Raw genomic sequence first — 16,758 nt, 5'->3', positions numbered from 1 at the left:
CTGGATCGCGTGCGGCCTGTGAATTGGGAGGGGAATCCATGACTTATCCACCGCCGCAGCAGGGTCCGGGTTGGGTACCTGGTCAGGCGCCCGGGCAGGGCGCGCCGCAGCAGTATGCCGGACAGCAGCCGTATCCGCCGATGCCGCCACAGCAGGGCGCGCCGCCGCAATACGGTGCGCAGCAGGGTGGTCAGCCCCACCCGCAACAAGGTTGGGGTCAGCCGCCGCAGCAGGGGTGGTCGCCCCAGCCGCCGCAGCAGAATCCGTGGTGGAAATCGCCGCTCGTGCTGGTCGGTGGCGCTGTCGTGGTCGTCGGTGCACTGGTAGTCGGTGTTGTCGCGGTTTCCAGCGGAGGCGACGACGAAGCGGGAACGGTCGCAGCGCCCCCATCCGCAGTCCAGGAAGCGCCCTCGGCACCCACCTCGGCAAAGAGCACCTCCAAGCCCGCACCGACAACGAGCAAGGCCGCCCCGCAACCTGTTTCGGCCGACGCCAAGGCCGTCCTCGAAGCGTTGCCCGCACCCCTGCGTGAAGTCGTCGCCGTCAACAACATCACCGAGAAAGCCCCGATCGGCAACGACCCGTACGCGGTGCGAGTGGTGTTTACGGTGCCGGCCAAGAACAGCCTGACCGTAGGGCTCCTGAGGACCGCCGTCGACATCGACCGCTACCCGATCGCCTGGATCGACACCAACCCGGACAAACTCCTCCGTCAGTGGAGCAGTCAGCATCCGGAGTGGCTGACAGACAAGGGCGAGAAGAAGTTCCGCATCGACGACACGATCCCCGGCGGTGGCGCGACGATCGAGACCTTCAACACCACGACGAAGTTGTACATGTCGATGTCAGGGTTCAAGGACAAAGACTCCGCCTTGAAGTTTCTCGAGCGCGCTGGGTTCTGAAACCAGGGTCGCCGATTCAGGGCCGGATGAGCAACTGCAAGAACTCGCGGTTGATGAACACTCGGTCCCGCCCGATCCTCTCGTCCTGCAACATCCCCGCTGCGGCCAATCCGCTGAGCCAGCCGGTCGCAGTGGGGCGAGAGATGTTGCAGCGGGACATAACTGTCGCGATCCGGCAGTAGGGCTGCTCGAAAAGCGTGGCTTGGAACTCCGAGTCGGCCCCACCGCGGGAAATCGCACGCGCTCGCGATGAGAAGTCTTCTTGGAGTTCACGAATCGCGGTGATCTTCCGTAGGGTCGCCTCGGATGTCTGGGCCACCCCCTCGAGGATGTACAGCAGCCACGCCTCCCACTCGGAGTCGGCAGTCACAGCACGCAGCCGCTGGTAATACTGCTGTTTGTTGTCGATGATATAGCGCGACAGGTACAGCACGGGCAGATGCAGAAGCCCTGCTTCGCAGAGCATGAGTACGTTGAGAATCCGGCCGGTCCGGCCATTGCCGTCAGAAAACGGGTGGATCGCTTCGAACTGGTAGTGAGCGGCGGCCATGGCGATCAGCGGGTCGACATCGTCGTTCGAATGCACGAAGCGTTCCCACTCGGCGAGCTTCGTGGCGACTACCTCGCGGCCTTCGGGCGGGCTGTAGATGACGTCACCGGTCGCGGGATTTCCGATCCGAGTGCCAGGCAGGGATCGCAACTGCATGTCGCGGCCCTTGATCGTGCTGCACACCTGCACGGCCGTCGCAGTGGTCAGTCCTCGTGCCATCGCGTGCTCATAGCCCACGCGCAACGCATGCCTGTATCGGAGCGTTTCCCTGGTGGCAGAGTCGGCACCCACCTCGTCCTCCACATGGCGAAACAGCTCATCCGTGGTGGTCACGATGTTCTCGATCGCCGAGCTGGCCTGTGCCTCCAGCAGCGGGATCGTGTTGATCAAAACTGTCGGATTCGGCATGGCCATGGCTGCTTGGTCCAGATGAGCTAGCGCCTTGTTGGCTCGGATTGCTGCTTTGAGCACGTCACGCGTCTCGAGGACTCGCGTTCCGGGCACAGGCGGAAGATCGTTGTAGGGTGTCTCCGGCCGCCAGCTGGTCATCTGCTGAACGTGCCATACCGAACGGGACATGTAAAGTTTTTGGCGAAAAGTTTGCATATCGCGCGAACATGTCAAGTTTCTTGCAACGACGTGGGCGCCTCCGAGGCTTCGTGGGCGGAGTAGTGATTCCCTATGGTTGGACCGCCTTCGCCCTCCGCACGCCTCGTGTCAGGCGATTCGAGCGTAGCGGTGTCGCCAGGGCTTCAGCTAGAGTGGCTTCGTCAGCTCGTCCTGGACGGGGGCGGACACATGTCAGGGGAGCTTGGGGGGAGTATGACCGTCGTACAACACGTGAAGTCTGCGGCCGCATCGGCCGATCCCATATCGTGCCCCTGGCCTGGGGATCCTGCGCTCAGCATGGACCTAGTACGTGCTGGCAACGGGGACGACTGTGACCGTGAGCCAAGGTTTTTCGAATTCGATGGAACCGATCGGGCACCGAGTGCGTCCAACTATATGAACGAGGCCAAACCGACCCGCGACGTTGGCCGTGACGAGGGAGCAGAGCAATGACCAATTTCAGTTCGGATATGGGCGGTCTCGATTCAGAGGTTGTCCGGTTTGTCGATCGCCACGGGCAGATCGCTGACGCGATCAAGGCGCTCAAGAGCCGCGAAGACATGATCACCGACGGCTCGAACTGGAAGGGTGCGGCCCGTGACGCGTTCAACCAGTTCATGGAGCGGTACTACTTCCAGGCTGACAAGATGAACGATCAGCTCATGCAGACGTCGGAAAACCTGCGGAAGATGAGTGGCACCCTCACCGATCATGACTCGGAGTTCTCGGCGAAGGTCAACCAGCAGGTCTCGAGCCTCGACCTTCCCGCAGTTTAAGCCGCATCTCACGACCTTCGAAGGGAAAATTGCCATGACCATCATTTCCGCCAATTTTGACGGTGTCGCTGAGGGCGCCAGGCAGCTCGTTGCTGACGCCGAGCGTCTTGCCGCTGACCTCCAGGATTTCCACAAGCAGGTCGACGCCTTCTTCCAGGAGCAGGGCGGCCAGGCCAAGGAGGCCGTCGTCGCCTACCAGGCCACGTGGAACCAGCACGTCCAGCAGCTGAACGAGACCCTTCAGGGTGCCGGTCGTCTGGTTGACACCGGTAACTCCGAACTCCAGGACAAGGACAAGGCCCTCGCCGGCCTGTTCTGATCTCACACAGTTCGAGCCCCTGCACACATGTGCGGGGGCTCGAACTTTTTGTGCCAGCTGCGCTGCTACTGGCTGTTTGCCAGGATCGCGTACTGGGCTGCGGCACGCTGATGCACATCAGGAAGCTGGTGGCTCTGTACGTGGGCGACATAGCGGCGGTATTGGACGACGCAGGAGAATCGTTTGATGTCGCCTTGGGCGTCATTGTTCTCAGCGCATTTCGCCGAAGGAAGCTTGTCTGGTGCGTGGGTGGGCTTGTAGGTGTCGCCTATGAACATCTCATCGAGCAACGTCTGAGCAGCATCTGAGTCCCGGGTCCGAATGAGGTACGAGTCCCAAGATCGGCCGAACCGATCCGCTCCAGCCTTCTTGTACGAGTCCTGCATAATGGATAGGTCGCGGCGCGTCTGCAGAAATCCTTGCAATCCGTATGAGCCAAAGTTAGTTGTGTCAGGAATTCCGAGCTTCTGCGGATTCAGAGTCCGTTCCAGGACCTGATCGGGGTCGCTGGTCATCTGGACGACCTCCACCGGTGAAAGTGGAGTCAACTTTTCCAGGCGTTGCAATTGGGCGTCGATAACCTTTTGGATCAAGTTAGTCAGCCCCTTAGCTTCTGGCTCTGGCACACCAGCCTGAACATTAAGTACGTAGCTCCCGTGAGAAAGTGTAGAGACCATACTCGCAATGCCAGGACGCCAATGTGAGTGAGCGGAAGGATACTTATCCAATGAAACGCGAACGTTCAGATCAGCCGCTACATCAAAATCTAGCCGCTCGATCTCGGCTGCAGCGCGCTCGGCAGCTGCTGCATCGGAAAACTGCATAACGGTAAGGCCGAAATATGTCGGCTTGCGCTGCCGCATGATGTCCGCCAAGCTTTCGTCACCAGGAGACAGTGACATCGCCGAAAATTCTTTCATGTCAGAATTTCCGGTGGCGAACCCATAAAGCATGCGGTTCGGTTTAAGTGCAGGAAGCACTGCTTTGGACATAACGGTCGGAGTATCGGAGTCGATGCTCTGGAACGAACCGAAAGTAAGCTTAGGATCGACCTCCTGTCCGAGAACTAGGCTGTCTGCTAGCCGCATCGAAGCCAGCGTTCTGCCGGACTTGAACGAATGGCTGAACACGGAGTATTCGCTCAGCGGTCGCGTCGGGTATTTTCCGACCTCCAGTAGTCGGACGTCGATCTCCCCAGGCATCGCATACCCGTCGACCGTTGAGCCGCATCCGGAAATGGCGATGAGCGTGGCAGTAAGTGCGATGGAAGCCATCAGTTTCCGCATGGTGCGGGAATCTTTACCATTCATCCGTGGCTACTTGCCGGTTGTCATCATGAGGTACTGGGAAGAGGCTCTCTGGTGCACGTCGGCCAATTGATTTGCGGAAATGGTCGCCGCGTATCGACCTGATGCAATACTACATTCGAATCGGATGACCGATTTGGAAGTTCCCTGGTACTCGTAGCATTTCGCAGCAGGAAGTCCGGGGGGTGAAGTCGTCAAGGTATAGAGTTTTCCGCGGGTCGAGCGGTTCTCAACCAATCTAACCGCCGCGTCGCTGTCGCGTGTTCGATAGAGGAATCCGCCGTTGTAGCCCACGAGGTCGATGCCTAGCGCCTCGTACAACCTTTTGTCGTCGGTTATCCTGTCGGACACGTGTAAAGCGGCTGGGAGTCGATACACCGCAGGCTCGATTGGGTAAACAGCCTGCTCGTTCTTTGCCGGTACTGTCATTCCAAGGATCCCATCAACATCCCGCGGAAGACTTTCCCAGTCTTCCTGCGGTGTTGGTGCGAATCCACTCAACCGCGAGCCGATCACTTCGATACTGTGCTCCGCCTTCTGTGTCATCGATGGAAGGTCGGGCGCCGAAACTTCGTACGCTAAGTGATCTGAGATGTAAGTATAGATTACGAACCTGCCGCTCGAAGCGGATGAGTGCAAACTGGCGTATTCTGGACTCCAGAATACTTGGGCTTCGGGGAATTTTGGGATTGATGTGTCGAGGTACTTGCCTGGATCGCTGCCTGGCTTAGCATTTCCCAACTCCGACGCAGCATCCTTTGCCGCCTGGTCGTCGCTGAACAACATAACGAGATTCTCGACCTCATATGATAACCGAAGATCTTTGTGCGATCGCGCAGATGATCGGAATCCTGTGACGAATCCCGGAGTAGCGGCAGTGAATTGGTTAGCGTCTAGGTTCAAGACGCGCGATATCGCAAACGCATCAGGTTTCGTGAAGGCTCGAACCTTGTCATAGCTGTAGGTAAAACTGAGCTCCGGAAATATCTCGATCGGAAGTGGAATCCGGTCGGCTAGACGCTCAGCTTCGATTACCCGTGGGCCCCTTGCTTCACCGAGCGAGGCTGGATCGACAGGCTTAGTGGGATAGTTTCCCGTGTCGATCTTACTGATGTCCGCAGCGGGAACGGCATCGCTGGCCGGTGCCCGTGAAGCACCGCATGCGGCCAGGGCCGAAGTTGCAATCAGAAAAGCGGCGATCGACGAGGCCGACCGACGTCTATTTGAACTTACACGCGATTGGTCATTTGCGGCCAACGTTCCCCCTGACGGTCCATAGTGAGCGACTTCTTTGGTAAATTGTGTTAACAGTCGGTTACTGGATTTGACTATTTGCAAATAGCGCATACTGGGCCGCCGCCCGCTGGTGCGCGTCTTGGATCTGGTTGGCATCGACAATTGCAACGTAGCGTCGATATTGCACCGCACACAGAAATCGTTTGCGCTCCCCAGTATCAACGAATTTGTCGTTCAGGCGCGGGTCAGTGTTCTTGGCACACTTGGTATCCGGAAGTTGAGGCACGGAATCGGCGGGCTCTGAAGATGGGACGAGAAGTTCGACCACCTTGTCTCGAAGGATCTTCGCTGCTTCTTCGTCGCGTGTCCGTACCAATTCGGTCCCCCAGGATCGCGTGAACCGGTCGGCGCCGGCCTCAGAGTACAAGGAATCGTTCAATTGTTGTTTTCGATTCACTTGATAATAGCCGATTCGATCGAGCGTGAAATATTCAATGTCGTCCAGAGACGGGCTCACCTTGGGGTTAAGTGCCCTGCGAAGCATTCCATCCGGGTCTGGCGGAAGGCGGAGCATGTCGGCGGGCGAGAGGGCAGGTAGCTTGTCCAGCAATGGAATCTGGGTTCGGTAGGTTTTTTCTGCAAGCGTGGTCAACTGGGTAACATCGTCGTCGACAATACCAACGTGAATGTAGATCACATAGCGGCCGTGAGCGAGGGTTGATCCGAGTGTTGGAACTCCCGGACGGCGGTGGCTGGTGGCTGTCGGGTAATTCGGCAGCGAGATGGATCTGTTTTCGTTAGCGGCAACCGCAAAGTCTGCGTTCGACATATCCTTTGCGACTCGCTCGGCCGTTTCGTCATCGGCGAACTGCAGTACCGTGATGCTGGAAAAACTCGCCTTTAGTCGTTCGCGTTGGAGATCTGAAAGCGAGTTGTCAGCTGCACGGTTGGACATGACGTCGTATTCATATATATCGGTGCTCCCGCTGGCCCAGCCATACAGCATCTTATTATCTTTAAGGACGTCTCGTGTTGCTTTGCTGAGGTATAGGGTTGCGATACCCGGCGTCGTTAGTGCGTTGCCTGCGCCATATTTGAACTCGGGATCAATATCGGTACCGAGCGCCATGCTACCCGCAAGTCTGTATGCGGCAAGTAACTGTGAGTTGCGCATACTGGGACTATATTCGTAAATGGTATCGATCGGCTCTACTGGATATTTCGCGACGTCAAGAGTTCGAACGTCAACCTCTCCCGCGGTTCCAGTGCCGGCGACTACAGATCCGCATCCGGTGGCGACGATAGCTATTGTGGCGACGGCACACATCCGCGCGATCCTGAAAAGCATCGAGTTCCTCAGCTTTAGGGAGTTAGACATTATTTGCCGTTCGCCAGAAGTGCGTACTGCGCAGAGATTCGCTGGTAAGCGTCTGTGAGTTGGTTGGCTGAGATATCGGCGGCATATCGGTCAAAATTTACGCTGCAATAGTAGCGCATCTTGGATTTTGTGGTTGGATTCTTCAACTCGTAGCACCGTGCGATTGGCAATCCGGGCGGCGAGGATACTTTTCGGTAGAATTTCGTAAAGGTAGCATGTTGGTTCGTAACGGCGGCGGCTGATTCCGCATCTTTGGCGCGGTACAGGTAGCCGCCATTGAAAGCGACGCGGTCGACTCCGGCGGTTTCGAACAAAGTCCGATCGAGATCGGGCTGTCGCGATATCTGCAGTCCGCCATGTCGGTCGTAGACGCCTGGAACCGTCAGCCCCGGCACTTGGTCGTTGATGGCAGGGACGGCACGAGCAAGCATGCCGTCCAAGTCGGGCGATGATGAATTTCGCTCCTGCGCCGAGGCGGGGCTGAACCCGGAAATCTTACTGGGTATTGCGGTCAGGCTCTTGGAGACGAGATCCGTCATGCCAGGAACATCTGTTTGTGAGAGTTCGCCGCTCAGGTGGTCCCATACCGACGTGAATATTACGAACTGGCCAGTGGCATACCACGACCACAAGGTTGGGCGGTCAACTTTGTGGTACGCACGCGCATTGGGGAACTGGGGAATAGTCACGGTAGACTTCGTGGGATCAGCTGCGAGCTCTGAATCGACAAGAGTGTTCATTGCGGTTGTTGCTGACGCTTCTTTATCGAATATCAGCACGCGGTTTTCCAGCGATATGGATAACGAGACCTGCGAATCGGAGTTGGCGGTGCTAGTATATCCTGAAATGAATCCCGCCAGGGCGTTTCTATGTGGCTCGAGGTCTGATCCGACCCAGGAACCCATTGTTTGATTATCTATTTTTGTGAATACTCTGGGCTGAACCCCATTGTAATGGTTCAGTCGAGAATCGATTTCCATCGGTAATGGAATATGGTTCGCGAGCCTTTGTGCTTGTATTGCGCGTCCATGCGCCTCGTCGCTAGGTATTTCGAGCGTCTGTGGGACTCCACTATAACTTCCGAGTTCGAGCTTGCTCAGGTCTACCTGGGCTGCTGGAGTGCCCGCCGGACTTGATTCTCCGCCGCAACTCGTCGCCAGCAGGCATGTGATAGAAATCGTTACGCTTGCGGCGGCGCGGAAGACATGCCTAATCGATTTTGGTGATTTTAGCCCGGAATACAATGTATCCCCCCCATTGTAGTTATGGATATTAACGAATCTTTGTTTTGAGGACGGGTACCAGTTTGCTGATCATCAGCCCCTCGGACTCTGGTGACCAATTCCTCATTGCGGATACCGTACTAGGATCGTCGATGGGGATAACTATCGCCCGTGAACTGGTTATCCCGTACGGGAGGCCTAGTAGTCCACCGCCGCCAGCTTTCTCGTCGCTTCGCAGAACGATAACGTAGCTGTCATCTGGCGCTTCGAGCGATCCCGCGCTATCTGTTATCTCTTTGGGCGACGGCACCCCTTCAGTGTTCGTATATTCGAAGTTGTAGACGAAGCCGAGCTTCTCCATGAAACGCGTCTGCGGGCTGCCGGTCAAATAGACACCGTATTTGTTCGGTTGCTGCGTGACATCGAGGAGGGTAATTGTCTTCCCCTGGAAGGCAGGGTTGTCCTTACGTGCCTGCTCGAGTGGGGTCAGCGCCGCCGTCCCGGCTACGGAAGAGGTTCCCGAACCAGGCGGATTGGTGCTGGGGGTGTTATCACCGGACAACGCGAACACGCCGATACCGGCGATCAGTGCGATCGCGATGACCGCCGCGCCTCCAATTAACGCCGCACGCTTCGGCTTACGGGCCGTGTTCGGCGTGGAGGCTGTGAAACCCGGCAACGACGCTGCCGCCCGCGGATCGGTGTGCTCGCGGGGCGGCATCACCTGGATCGGATACGTCGGCGAGGTGTTGTGCCCGGTCGGGTTGAAACCGGGGGTGAGCGCGTTCGCGGCGGCGTCGGTGAATTCGCGGCAGGTGGCGAAGCGTTCGGCGGGGTTTTTGGCCATCGCGCGGGCGAAGATGTGGTCGATGGCGTGGGGGAGGCCGGGGCGGATTCGGGTTGCCTGGGGTGGGGGCTCGTGGAGGTGGCCCATCATGACCATGGCGGGTTGCGCTGCGGGGTAAGGGTTTTGGCCGGTCAGGAGTTTGTAGAAGGCGCAGGCGAGGCTGTAGATGTCGGCGCGGTGGTCGAGGGTGGCGCCGCTGAGTTGTTCCGGCGGGGCGTAGGCGATGGTGGCGAGGAAGCTGCCTGTTTGGGTGAGTTCGGTGGCGTCGTCGGTGGACTTCGCGACACCGAAGTCGGTGAGGAAGACGCGTTCTTCGTCTTCGTCGCGGTTCGACAGCAGGAAGTTGGCGGGCTTGACGTCGCGGTGCAGCAGGCCGCGGCGGTGGGCGTAGTCGAGGCCCTTGCCGACCTCGGTGGTGATACGCAGGGCGCGCAGCGGGGTCATGGCGTGCGGGTCGCGGGCGAGTTCGGCGGCGGCGTCGGTGCCGTCGACGTACTGCATCGCGATCCACAGCTGGCCGTGTTCTTCACCGCGGTTGTAGACCGAGACGATGTTGTTGTGGTCAAGGCCCGCGGCGAGATTGGCCTCGCGTTCGAAGCGGGCGCGGAACTCGGGGTCGCGGCTGAGTTCGGCGCTGAGCACCTTCAGCGCGTCCATCCGCGGCAGGCTGGGATGTTTGGCCAGGTAAACCGTGCCCATGCCGCCGGCGCCGAGCACCCGCTGCACGCGGTACCCGCCGACGATGGTGCCGTGGCTCATCACCATCTTTTACGATCTCCTGACTCAATGCCGCACACTGCCGCTTTCCCGGCTGGAGCATATAGGACTCCGTAGGGGTCGGCCGGTGTGGGATTATCGGCTGTTGGCGAATAGTGCATATTGCGCGGCCGCACGTTGATGGGCATCCAAAAGCTGGTTGCCACTTACTATTCCGACGTATTCGTTGTAGGCGAGGATGCAGCTGAAGCGTTTCGAGGCGCCTGGGCGTTTGTTCTCCACGCAGGCGGAATCGGGGAGGTTGGGTGGGTTCGCGGCTTCGGCTTCTACCTGCCAGGGGAACATCTTCTCGGTGACCGCGCGGCGGGCGGTCTGCGCGTCGGGGGTGCGGATGCCGATCGAGCCCCAGGACAGGGCCACCTGCTGAGCGCTCATCTTCGTGAGCTGCTCGTCGATGTAGTGGCGGTCGGTGGGGAGCTGGTCGCCGGCGTAGTGCAGGATGCCGTGCTTGCCGGTGACCACGTAGTAGCCGTCGCCGGATGGGCTGGGCAGCTGCTCTGGATTGAGGGTGCGCATCAGGAGGTGGTCGGGATCCCAGGGCAGGGTCATGACCTGTTCGTCGGTCAGCGGTGTGGTTTTGGCGAGTGCCGCGATCTGCTCGGTGTAGGCATTCGAGGCGAGGGTGGTGAGTGCCTGCTGGTCGGGGGTGGCCACCGACAGCAGGAAGGCGATCACATAGGGGCCGTGTGGGAGCACGGTGCGCAGGAAAGGTGAGTCGGGACGCCAATGTGACAGGGCCGCAGGGTGTCCGGGGATGGCCACCGGCTGGTTGCGACCTTCCTGCATGCCGAAGTCGGTGTCGTAGAACTCTTTCGCCGCGGCGGCCGCTCGGTCGGTGTCGGGGAATTGGAGGACCATCGTGGTGGCGGTGACCCTGTTGTCGGCCTTCTTCGTCGGCCAGCCGCCGTAGGTCTCGACGCGGGAATCCTTGGCCGCGCCACTGGATTCGAAGCCGTACAGCATCTTGTGCTTCTTCGCGACGACCGACATCGCGGTCTCGTCGCCGAGGGCCGACGGCATCACGCCCCCGGAGACGGTGCGGGCGCGTTTGCCGTAGACCATCTGGGCGTCGATGTCGCGGGAGTTGATCACATAGTCGGCGATCCGCATCGCCGCCACCTCGTACATCGCGTAGAAGGCGGGGACGGGGTCGTCGTCGTGGGCGTTGATCGGCTCGGTGGGGTAGGAGCCGACGTCAAGGGTCCGGACATCCATCTCGCCGGGTAATGCCTGGCCTGACAGGGTGGAACCGCACGCGGTCAGGACCGTGGTCAGCACGGCGATCAAGGCGTATCGAATTCTCATTTCGCGTTCACCAACAATGCGTACTGGGCCGAGATCCGCTGCTGGGCGTCGAGGAGCTGGTTCGACCAGACGTAGGCGGCGTAGCGGTCGTAGGACACCGCGCAATAGAAGCGGATCGCGATCCGCTGTTTCCTGCCGATGTATTCCTTGCACTGGGCGCTCGGCAGGTTCTTCGGTGACGCGGAGGCGGTGAATTTGCGGGTGACGCCGCCGAGTTCGTCACGGACACCCTGGGCGCCGGCGATGTCGCGGGCACGGTAGACCTCAGCGCCGTCGTTGGCGTAGAGGTCGATGCCGTAGTCGTCGATCATCTTCGCCGCGCTCACCGGGTCGGAGAGGAAATGGCGGGCGGTGCGGCCCGCGTAGACACCCGGCGGGTTGATCCAGGAATCCTCGCGGGGGCGGGGTGCGGTGCGGCCGAGCATGCCGTCGCGGTCGCGCTGCAAGGTCATCAGGTCGCCGGTGGTTGGGGTGAACTTCGCGACCGAGGGGACGATCGTGTCCAGGCTCTTGCGGGTGAGATCGAGCAGGGCCTGCTTGTCGACCTTCTCCAGCCAGATCTTCAGGTAGTCGTAAAACCAGGTGTAGATCACCAGATGACCGGTGGCGAACCAGGATCCGATCGACTGCTGGTCGGGCTGCCAGTGCGCGATCGCCGCGGGGTAACCGGGGATCTCGATGCGCTGATTGTTCGGGGCATAGCCGAAATCGAGCTTCTCCAGCTCGGCGGCGGCGGTGGTGGCCTTCTGCGCGTCGGGGAAGATCATGACCGCGTTCACCATGTCGAGGCCCATATTGTTGGGCTCGGTCTCCGCCGAGCTCACGAATCCGCCGATGAAATCGGGGGCGACCTCGGCGAAGCGGTCGACGGCCATGATCTTGCCGAGCGCGGCTTCGGCGTCGAGGAAGACCGACGCGATCGACGGATTGGTGTGAACGAACCGGGGATCGATATCGGCGGGCGTCGGCACGAAGTCGCCGAGGCGTTCGGCCTCGATGAAGCGGCCCTGGTCGAGGTTCGCGACCGTGCCGATCTGGCGGGGCTGGGTCGGATAATTGCCGACATCGAGGGTGGCGAGGTCCACGGGGGCGTCGGTGGCTGCGATCTCGTCAGGACCACCGCAAGCGGTGACGACAGTGGTCAACAGTGCGGCCGCCAGGACGCAGACGAAATTTGTGGCTCGCAACTCATTCCTCCCCGAAACGATTGTCGGCGGAATCCTACGTCACCGCAATCGAGGAGTGGGGCCGAGCGAACTCACAAGCTGTTGGCCAGCAGGGCGTACTGGGCGGTGATCTTCTGGCGGACCTCGGGCTCACCGTCGGCGCTGACCATGGCCAGGTAGCGCTTGTAGGCGACATAGCAGCGGTAGACGTAGTCGTCTTCTTTGTTGCCGTTGTCGTTGAGTTTCAGGCAGGTCGCGGTGGGGACGTCGGCGGGGGCGGTGATCGGGTCGTAGTGGCCCGCTGAATCGATGAGCCCTCGCATGAGGGATTGGGCGGCGGACTGGTCGCGGACCCGGGTGACGGCGCCGCCGTCGACGACCGCGTGGGCTTCGACTCCTGTTGCGTCGACCAGGTTCTGGCGGGCGGTGAGGTCGGCTGCCTTGTTGACGAGGTGTTGTGGGGCGTAGGAGGCGAAGGAGTACTGGCCGGGCTGCATGGCGGAACGGTCGTCGACTACGGCGCGGGCAAGCAGCCCGCCGGGGTCGACGGGCAGGTCGGAGATCTTCTCGGTGGGCGTGGGGTCGAACTTCGCCAGCTGGGCGAGTTCGGCGGCGAGGTTCTTGTCGATCCAGGAGGTGAGGTCGGTCGCATCGGCGCGGGGGCGCTGGATGAACAGCGAGATCACGAACTCTTTGTGGGCGAGGAAGGCGCCGATGGTGGGGACGCCGGGGCGCCAATGCAGGTAGGCGTCAGGGTATTTGGCGGAGGCGAGTTTGCGGTTGTCGGGGGAGACGGCCAGGTCGACGTCCTCGAGTTCGCGCGCGGCGAGCGTCGCGGCGGCCGCGGTGGGGAACCGGAACAGGGCGGTGGTCAGGGCGGTGGCTTCGGGGCCGGGGCGGGATTCGCCGTCGGGATCGGCCTGGTCGGCGCCGAGCGCGACGTAGCCGGTGATGAATTTGCGGTTCTCCAGAACAGGTTTGGAGACATTGGCGACGAAATCCAGCGCGCGTTCGATATCGGGGATGACGACACCGCCGCGTCCGTGCGACAGCGAAGGATCGATCCGCACCGCGGGCACGACCGCCGCCGACATCCGCGCACCCTCGACGAGCGCGCCCTTGTTGCCCGCGGTGTCGGTGTAGGTGTGCCGGTCGGTGGCGAAGGTGCCGGTCTCCAGACCGCGCACATCGGGCTCACCGGCGACAGGCGTGCCGCTGACCGCGCAGCCGGTGAGGGTGATCAGGGCGCCGCCCAAGGCGAGCGCGATGCGAATTTTGGTCGAATCGATCATCACATGCCCCTTGATGTCCTCCCGCGATACGCGTTCCTCCGCCATCGCTGCGACCGTGCGCAAGAGAGGTGACGAACGCTTCGCGGCTGCGCCCACTAGGTATGAAGTTACCGGACCGAACCCGCCCAGGGGGACCTATGTGGGGTGCTTGCCATACTCTGGATGACATGGCGACCCCCCTGCTGTGCAGTTCCGGTAGAGGCCGATACCTGTGAGGGATCGGCAGGTCGAAGTGGTGCTCGGAAGTCACGCGGTCGCACGGGTCGCGGGCGCGGTGATCGTGGTCGCGCATCGCGGGCAGGGCAAGCTCACGCCCGGTGACACCGCGGCGATCGCGCTGGAATCGCTGGCGGAGCTGGTGCGTGACGCGCACGAGCAGGCACCGTCGGGGCCGGGTTCGGTGGTGGCGCGTGAGGCGACCCGCTGGCTCATGAAGTACGCCGAGCAGATCTCGCCGGGCGTGCCGATCGATTTCGGGGTGCTCTCGGCCGCGGACAACGGTGGCGTGGCGATCTTCCTGCACGGTTCGGTGACCGCGGTTCTCACCGATGACCGTGGCCCGGAGTACTACCGCGGTAGTGACGCGGCGTTCACCGTCGATCGGGTGGCCTCGGAGCCGGCGAAGGCGGTCGCGCTGTTCGTCGATGACGCCAAGGGGCGCATCCCGGAAGTACCGCCGGAGCGCGGAATCGGTTGGCTCGTCGAAGGAATCGCGCAGGCAGGCGGGGCCGTGATGTGGTCCAACGATGTGCGCAGCCGGGTGCGGACCGCGGATCCGGCGGGTCAGACCAGGAGGCCGCCACCGCCTACCGCGCGCATCGACCGGGAACCACGTGCGCCGCAACCGGATTCACGACCTTCCGAGCAGCCCGCGACGGGGATGCAACCGGCTACCTCGATGCTGGACGCTGTCACCGGCCACGCGCACGGCACCGTCGACACACCTGTCGTCGACCCGCACAACGCCGAAACCAGGCACTCCGGAACCAATCCGGCGCCCGAACCCGACCCCGACCTGCAGCGCAGACTCGAGGCCACGGCCAAGTCGACGGTGCTGGCGGTGAAGGTGATGGGATTCAAGTGCGCGCGTGCGCATCCCAGCGATCCCCGCTCGGCGTTCTGCACGGTGTGCGGCATGCCGGTCGACCAGACCCAGGCGCTCGCCGAGGTGGTTCGCCCGCCGCTGGGCATGCTCGTGCTCGATGACGGCATGACCTACCTGATGGCCGCCGACGCGGTGATCGGGCGTGACCCGGAGAACTCCGACGCGGCCCTGCGTGGACTCATCCCGTTGCGCATCGACGACACCTCCGGTGGCATGTCGCGCGCGCATGCCGAAGTGCACCTGGTGAATTGGGACGTGCAGCTCATCGATCGCGGTTCCACCAACGGAACTCGCAGCAGGCACCCCGGCTACCGCGACTGGGTCCGGCTCACGCCGAATCAGCCGATGGTGCTCGTGCCCGGCACCGAGGTGATGATCGGCAACCGGGTGCTGCGCTACGAACCGGCCGCGCCGCCGCCGTTCGGCTAGGAATACCGTGACAGGCAGGTGGTTTCGCCGTTGAGGACGCCTGCGCGGAAGGCGTCGACGCGGGAGAATCCGCTGGGCACCGTGTTGCCTTCGGTGTCGCTGGCGGCCAGGCCGTCGGTGAGCAGGCCCGAGACCGCTTCGTCGAGGTCGCCCGCGGACAGCTGGATGTCGCCCTGGCTCACCGGACGGCCGGGCAGGGCGAGCCTTCCGGTGACGACCCCGGACAGGCAGGCCGCGCGCAGACCGGTCTTCGCGCCGGTCAGCTGTTGGCCGTGGCTGCGCTGCACGGCCAGGGTGTAGCGGGAGATGAACACCACGTAGCCGTTGTAATCACCGCTGACCTTCACCGGCAGCGGTCCGTCGTCGTCGGTATCGGTGGAGCCACGCTCGGCCAGCCCTGGCACGTCGGTGGCGATGGTGTTCTTGGCCGGGCAGTAGGTGACCGGATCGGTGATCGCGCCGTCCTCGCAGTCGATGCGCGAGCCCGCGTAGTCGTAGGTCGGCGCCTCTTTCACCGGCAGAATCGCCTGGAGCGCCTTGCTCAACTCGACGAGGTTTTCCTTCGAGACGGGATATTCACCGCGACCGCTGTCGTCGGCGAAACTCTGTGGGAGGTTGCCGCGGCGCGAGTCGATCTCGTCCTCGTCGATGCCCTTGCAGCCGCGCGGTCCGTCGGTGAACCCGATCTGCACGGCGGTGACCCGTTCGAAGGCCGAACCGTGCACGCTCTCCGGGTCGTCGGGATCGGAGTCGCGGATCGAAACAGTCGCGGCCAGTACGGAATTCAGGCCGTCGGAGGTATTGATCGTGAAGTGCTTCGACTTGCCCTCGGCGACGTGGCGCATGAACGCGCCCGCGAAGCAGTCGGCCTGCTGTTCCTTCACCAGGACCGGTGTCTTCTTGGTGACCATCTTGGCCATGGTCTGGATGGCGTGGCCGTACTCGTGGGCGAGCACCATCACCACCGACATCGTGCCGAAGGTCTCGCTCATGGTGGGCAGCAGCATCTCGCGGTCCCAGCCGATGGAGTTGTCGCTGCGGCAGTAGGCGGCATTGACCAGGTGGTAGGTGGTCTCGGAGCAGAATTCGACCGCCTGGTTGCGGGCGGCCCGCGCGTTCCAGGAGATCAGCTTCTCGACCGGGTCGAAGGTCTCGCCGGGGAATTCGGTGCCGAAGCCCGCCTGCCAGTAGGCCTGGATGTCGTCGATCGCGTTGAGCGCCAGCTTGTCCACGTCGCCCCCGTCACCATTTTCCGCGGTGAGGGCCGAATCGGCGATGCCGGTTCGCGGACCGTTCGGCCCACCGGTGGTCGGCAATCCCGCCACCTGGAACGGGTCGTCGTAGATGGAGACTCCGTGCCCGTCGACCGCCCGTGTGCAGCCGACACCCATCAGCGCGCATAGCACGACAGAAATCGCAACGAACACTTGGGCTTTCGGCATCAGTCCCCCTGGTCGGCCGGATACACGTGCAGGTCGATCGCCGGATCGGGCTCCAAGCCGTCTCGGGGGCACCGCCGATGTCCGGGCGATGGCAT

The 16,758-nt window shown here is 61.8% G+C and carries 14 protein-coding genes; 4 read left to right on the top strand and 10 right to left on the bottom strand.

Annotation, left to right across the window (positions count from 1 at the left end; translation table 11 throughout):
* Positions 1–38: 38 nt before the first annotated feature.
* Positions 39–902 (top strand): hypothetical protein, encoded by an 864-nt coding sequence (locus ACFWPX_RS19950; protein WP_378928658.1) that lies wholly within the window; start codon positions 39–41, stop codon positions 900–902.
* A gap of 16 nt (positions 903–918) precedes the next feature.
* On the opposite strand, the gene ACFWPX_RS19945 is transcribed toward ACFWPX_RS19950, so the two are convergent.
* Entirely contained in the window at positions 919–2,001 is a 1,083-nt protein-coding gene (locus ACFWPX_RS19945) for a Fic family protein (RefSeq protein WP_378928657.1), read from the bottom strand.
* Between the two features lie 509 nt (positions 2,002–2,510).
* Between ACFWPX_RS19945 and ACFWPX_RS19940 the strand changes: the two genes are divergently transcribed.
* Both ACFWPX_RS19940 and ACFWPX_RS19935 read left to right on the top strand, forming a co-directional pair.
* Complete coding sequence (locus ACFWPX_RS19940) at positions 2,511–2,837, top strand: WXG100 family type VII secretion target (protein ID WP_378928656.1); 327 nt, start codon at positions 2,511–2,513, stop codon at positions 2,835–2,837.
* A 34-nt stretch (positions 2,838–2,871) separates the two neighbouring features.
* Entirely contained in the window at positions 2,872–3,156 is a 285-nt protein-coding gene (locus tag ACFWPX_RS19935; protein ID WP_378928655.1) for a WXG100 family type VII secretion target, read from the top strand.
* A 65-nt stretch (positions 3,157–3,221) separates the two neighbouring features.
* Here the strand turns inward: ACFWPX_RS19935 and ACFWPX_RS19930 are convergent, their stop codons facing one another.
* The 8 genes from ACFWPX_RS19930 to ACFWPX_RS19895 all read right to left on the bottom strand — a co-directional run bounded on the left by ACFWPX_RS19930 (position 3,222) and on the right by ACFWPX_RS19895 (position 13,732).
* Positions 3,222–4,466, bottom strand: a complete 1,245-nt coding sequence (locus ACFWPX_RS19930; RefSeq protein ID WP_378928653.1) for a hypothetical protein — start codon at positions 4,464–4,466, stop codon at positions 3,222–3,224.
* Between the two features lie 6 nt (positions 4,467–4,472).
* Positions 4,473–5,249: a hypothetical protein gene (locus ACFWPX_RS19925; protein ID WP_378928650.1), complete on the bottom strand. Its 777-nt coding sequence runs from the start codon at positions 5,247–5,249 to the stop codon at positions 4,473–4,475.
* Between the two features lie 529 nt (positions 5,250–5,778).
* The gene (locus tag ACFWPX_RS19920) at positions 5,779–6,873 is read right to left on the bottom strand and encodes a hypothetical protein (RefSeq protein WP_378928649.1); all 1,095 of its coding nucleotides are present in this window, start codon (positions 6,871–6,873) and stop codon (positions 5,779–5,781) included.
* A gap of 203 nt (positions 6,874–7,076) precedes the next feature.
* The gene (locus ACFWPX_RS19915) at positions 7,077–8,057 is read right to left on the bottom strand and encodes a hypothetical protein (RefSeq protein WP_378928648.1); all 981 of its coding nucleotides are present in this window, start codon (positions 8,055–8,057) and stop codon (positions 7,077–7,079) included.
* 292 nt (positions 8,058–8,349) lie between these two features.
* Positions 8,350–9,906, bottom strand: a complete 1,557-nt coding sequence (locus ACFWPX_RS19910; RefSeq protein WP_378928647.1) for a serine/threonine-protein kinase — start codon at positions 9,904–9,906, stop codon at positions 8,350–8,352.
* Positions 9,907–9,999: 93 nt separating this feature from the next.
* Positions 10,000–11,229: a hypothetical protein gene (locus ACFWPX_RS19905; protein ID WP_378928646.1), complete on the bottom strand. Its 1,230-nt coding sequence runs from the start codon at positions 11,227–11,229 to the stop codon at positions 10,000–10,002.
* Positions 11,226–12,416 carry a hypothetical protein gene (locus ACFWPX_RS19900; RefSeq protein WP_378928645.1) on the bottom strand — a complete coding sequence of 397 codons (1,191 nt, stop codon included), beginning with the start codon at positions 12,414–12,416 and terminating at the stop codon, positions 11,226–11,228. The genes ACFWPX_RS19905 and ACFWPX_RS19900 overlap by 4 nt, the downstream gene beginning before the upstream one ends.
* Positions 12,417–12,487: 71 nt before the next feature.
* Positions 12,488–13,732 carry a hypothetical protein gene (locus ACFWPX_RS19895; RefSeq protein ID WP_378928644.1) on the bottom strand — a complete coding sequence of 415 codons (1,245 nt, stop codon included), beginning with the start codon at positions 13,730–13,732 and terminating at the stop codon, positions 12,488–12,490.
* Between the two features lie 166 nt (positions 13,733–13,898).
* Between ACFWPX_RS19895 and ACFWPX_RS19890 the strand changes: the two genes are divergently transcribed.
* Positions 13,899–15,221, top strand: coding sequence for an FHA domain-containing protein (locus ACFWPX_RS19890; protein WP_378928643.1), 1,323 nt, complete (start codon positions 13,899–13,901; stop codon positions 15,219–15,221).
* Here the strand turns inward: ACFWPX_RS19890 and ACFWPX_RS19885 are convergent.
* Positions 15,218–16,663 carry a metallopeptidase gene (locus ACFWPX_RS19885; RefSeq protein WP_378928642.1) on the bottom strand — a complete coding sequence of 482 codons (1,446 nt, stop codon included), beginning with the start codon at positions 16,661–16,663 and terminating at the stop codon, positions 15,218–15,220. The two genes, ACFWPX_RS19890 and ACFWPX_RS19885, sit on opposite strands and share 4 nt — an antisense overlap.
* Between the last annotated feature and the right edge of the window lie 95 nt (positions 16,664–16,758).

It is taken from the genome of Nocardia sp. NPDC058518 (assembly GCF_042719655.1).
GTDB lineage: Bacteria > Actinomycetota > Actinomycetes > Mycobacteriales > Mycobacteriaceae > Nocardia.
This window is presented reverse-complemented; position numbering and strand designations above follow the sequence as displayed.

Coding starts and splice junctions, on each gene's coding strand:
- ACFWPX_RS19950 (WP_378928658.1), top strand. CDS start 39: ATGACTTATCCACCGCCGCAGCAGGGTCCGGGTTGGGTACCTGGTCAG.
- ACFWPX_RS19945 (WP_378928657.1), bottom strand. CDS start 2,001: ATGACCAGCTGGCGGCCGGAGACACCCTACAACGATCTTCCGCCTGTG.
- ACFWPX_RS19940 (WP_378928656.1), top strand. CDS start 2,511: ATGACCAATTTCAGTTCGGATATGGGCGGTCTCGATTCAGAGGTTGTC.
- ACFWPX_RS19935 (WP_378928655.1), top strand. CDS start 2,872: ATGACCATCATTTCCGCCAATTTTGACGGTGTCGCTGAGGGCGCCAGG.
- ACFWPX_RS19930 (WP_378928653.1), bottom strand. CDS start 4,466: ATGAATGGTAAAGATTCCCGCACCATGCGGAAACTGATGGCTTCCATC.
- ACFWPX_RS19925 (WP_378928650.1), bottom strand. CDS start 5,249: ATGTTGTTCAGCGACGACCAGGCGGCAAAGGATGCTGCGTCGGAGTTG.
- ACFWPX_RS19920 (WP_378928649.1), bottom strand. CDS start 6,873: ATGCGCAACTCACAGTTACTTGCCGCATACAGACTTGCGGGTAGCATG.
- ACFWPX_RS19915 (WP_378928648.1), bottom strand. CDS start 8,057: ATGGAAATCGATTCTCGACTGAACCATTACAATGGGGTTCAGCCCAGA.
- ACFWPX_RS19910 (WP_378928647.1), bottom strand. CDS start 9,906: ATGAGCCACGGCACCATCGTCGGCGGGTACCGCGTGCAGCGGGTGCTC.
- ACFWPX_RS19905 (WP_378928646.1), bottom strand. CDS start 11,229: ATGAGAATTCGATACGCCTTGATCGCCGTGCTGACCACGGTCCTGACC.
- ACFWPX_RS19895 (WP_378928644.1), bottom strand. CDS start 13,732: ATGGCGGAGGAACGCGTATCGCGGGAGGACATCAAGGGGCATGTGATG.
- ACFWPX_RS19885 (WP_378928642.1), bottom strand. CDS start 16,663: ATGCCGAAAGCCCAAGTGTTCGTTGCGATTTCTGTCGTGCTATGCGCG.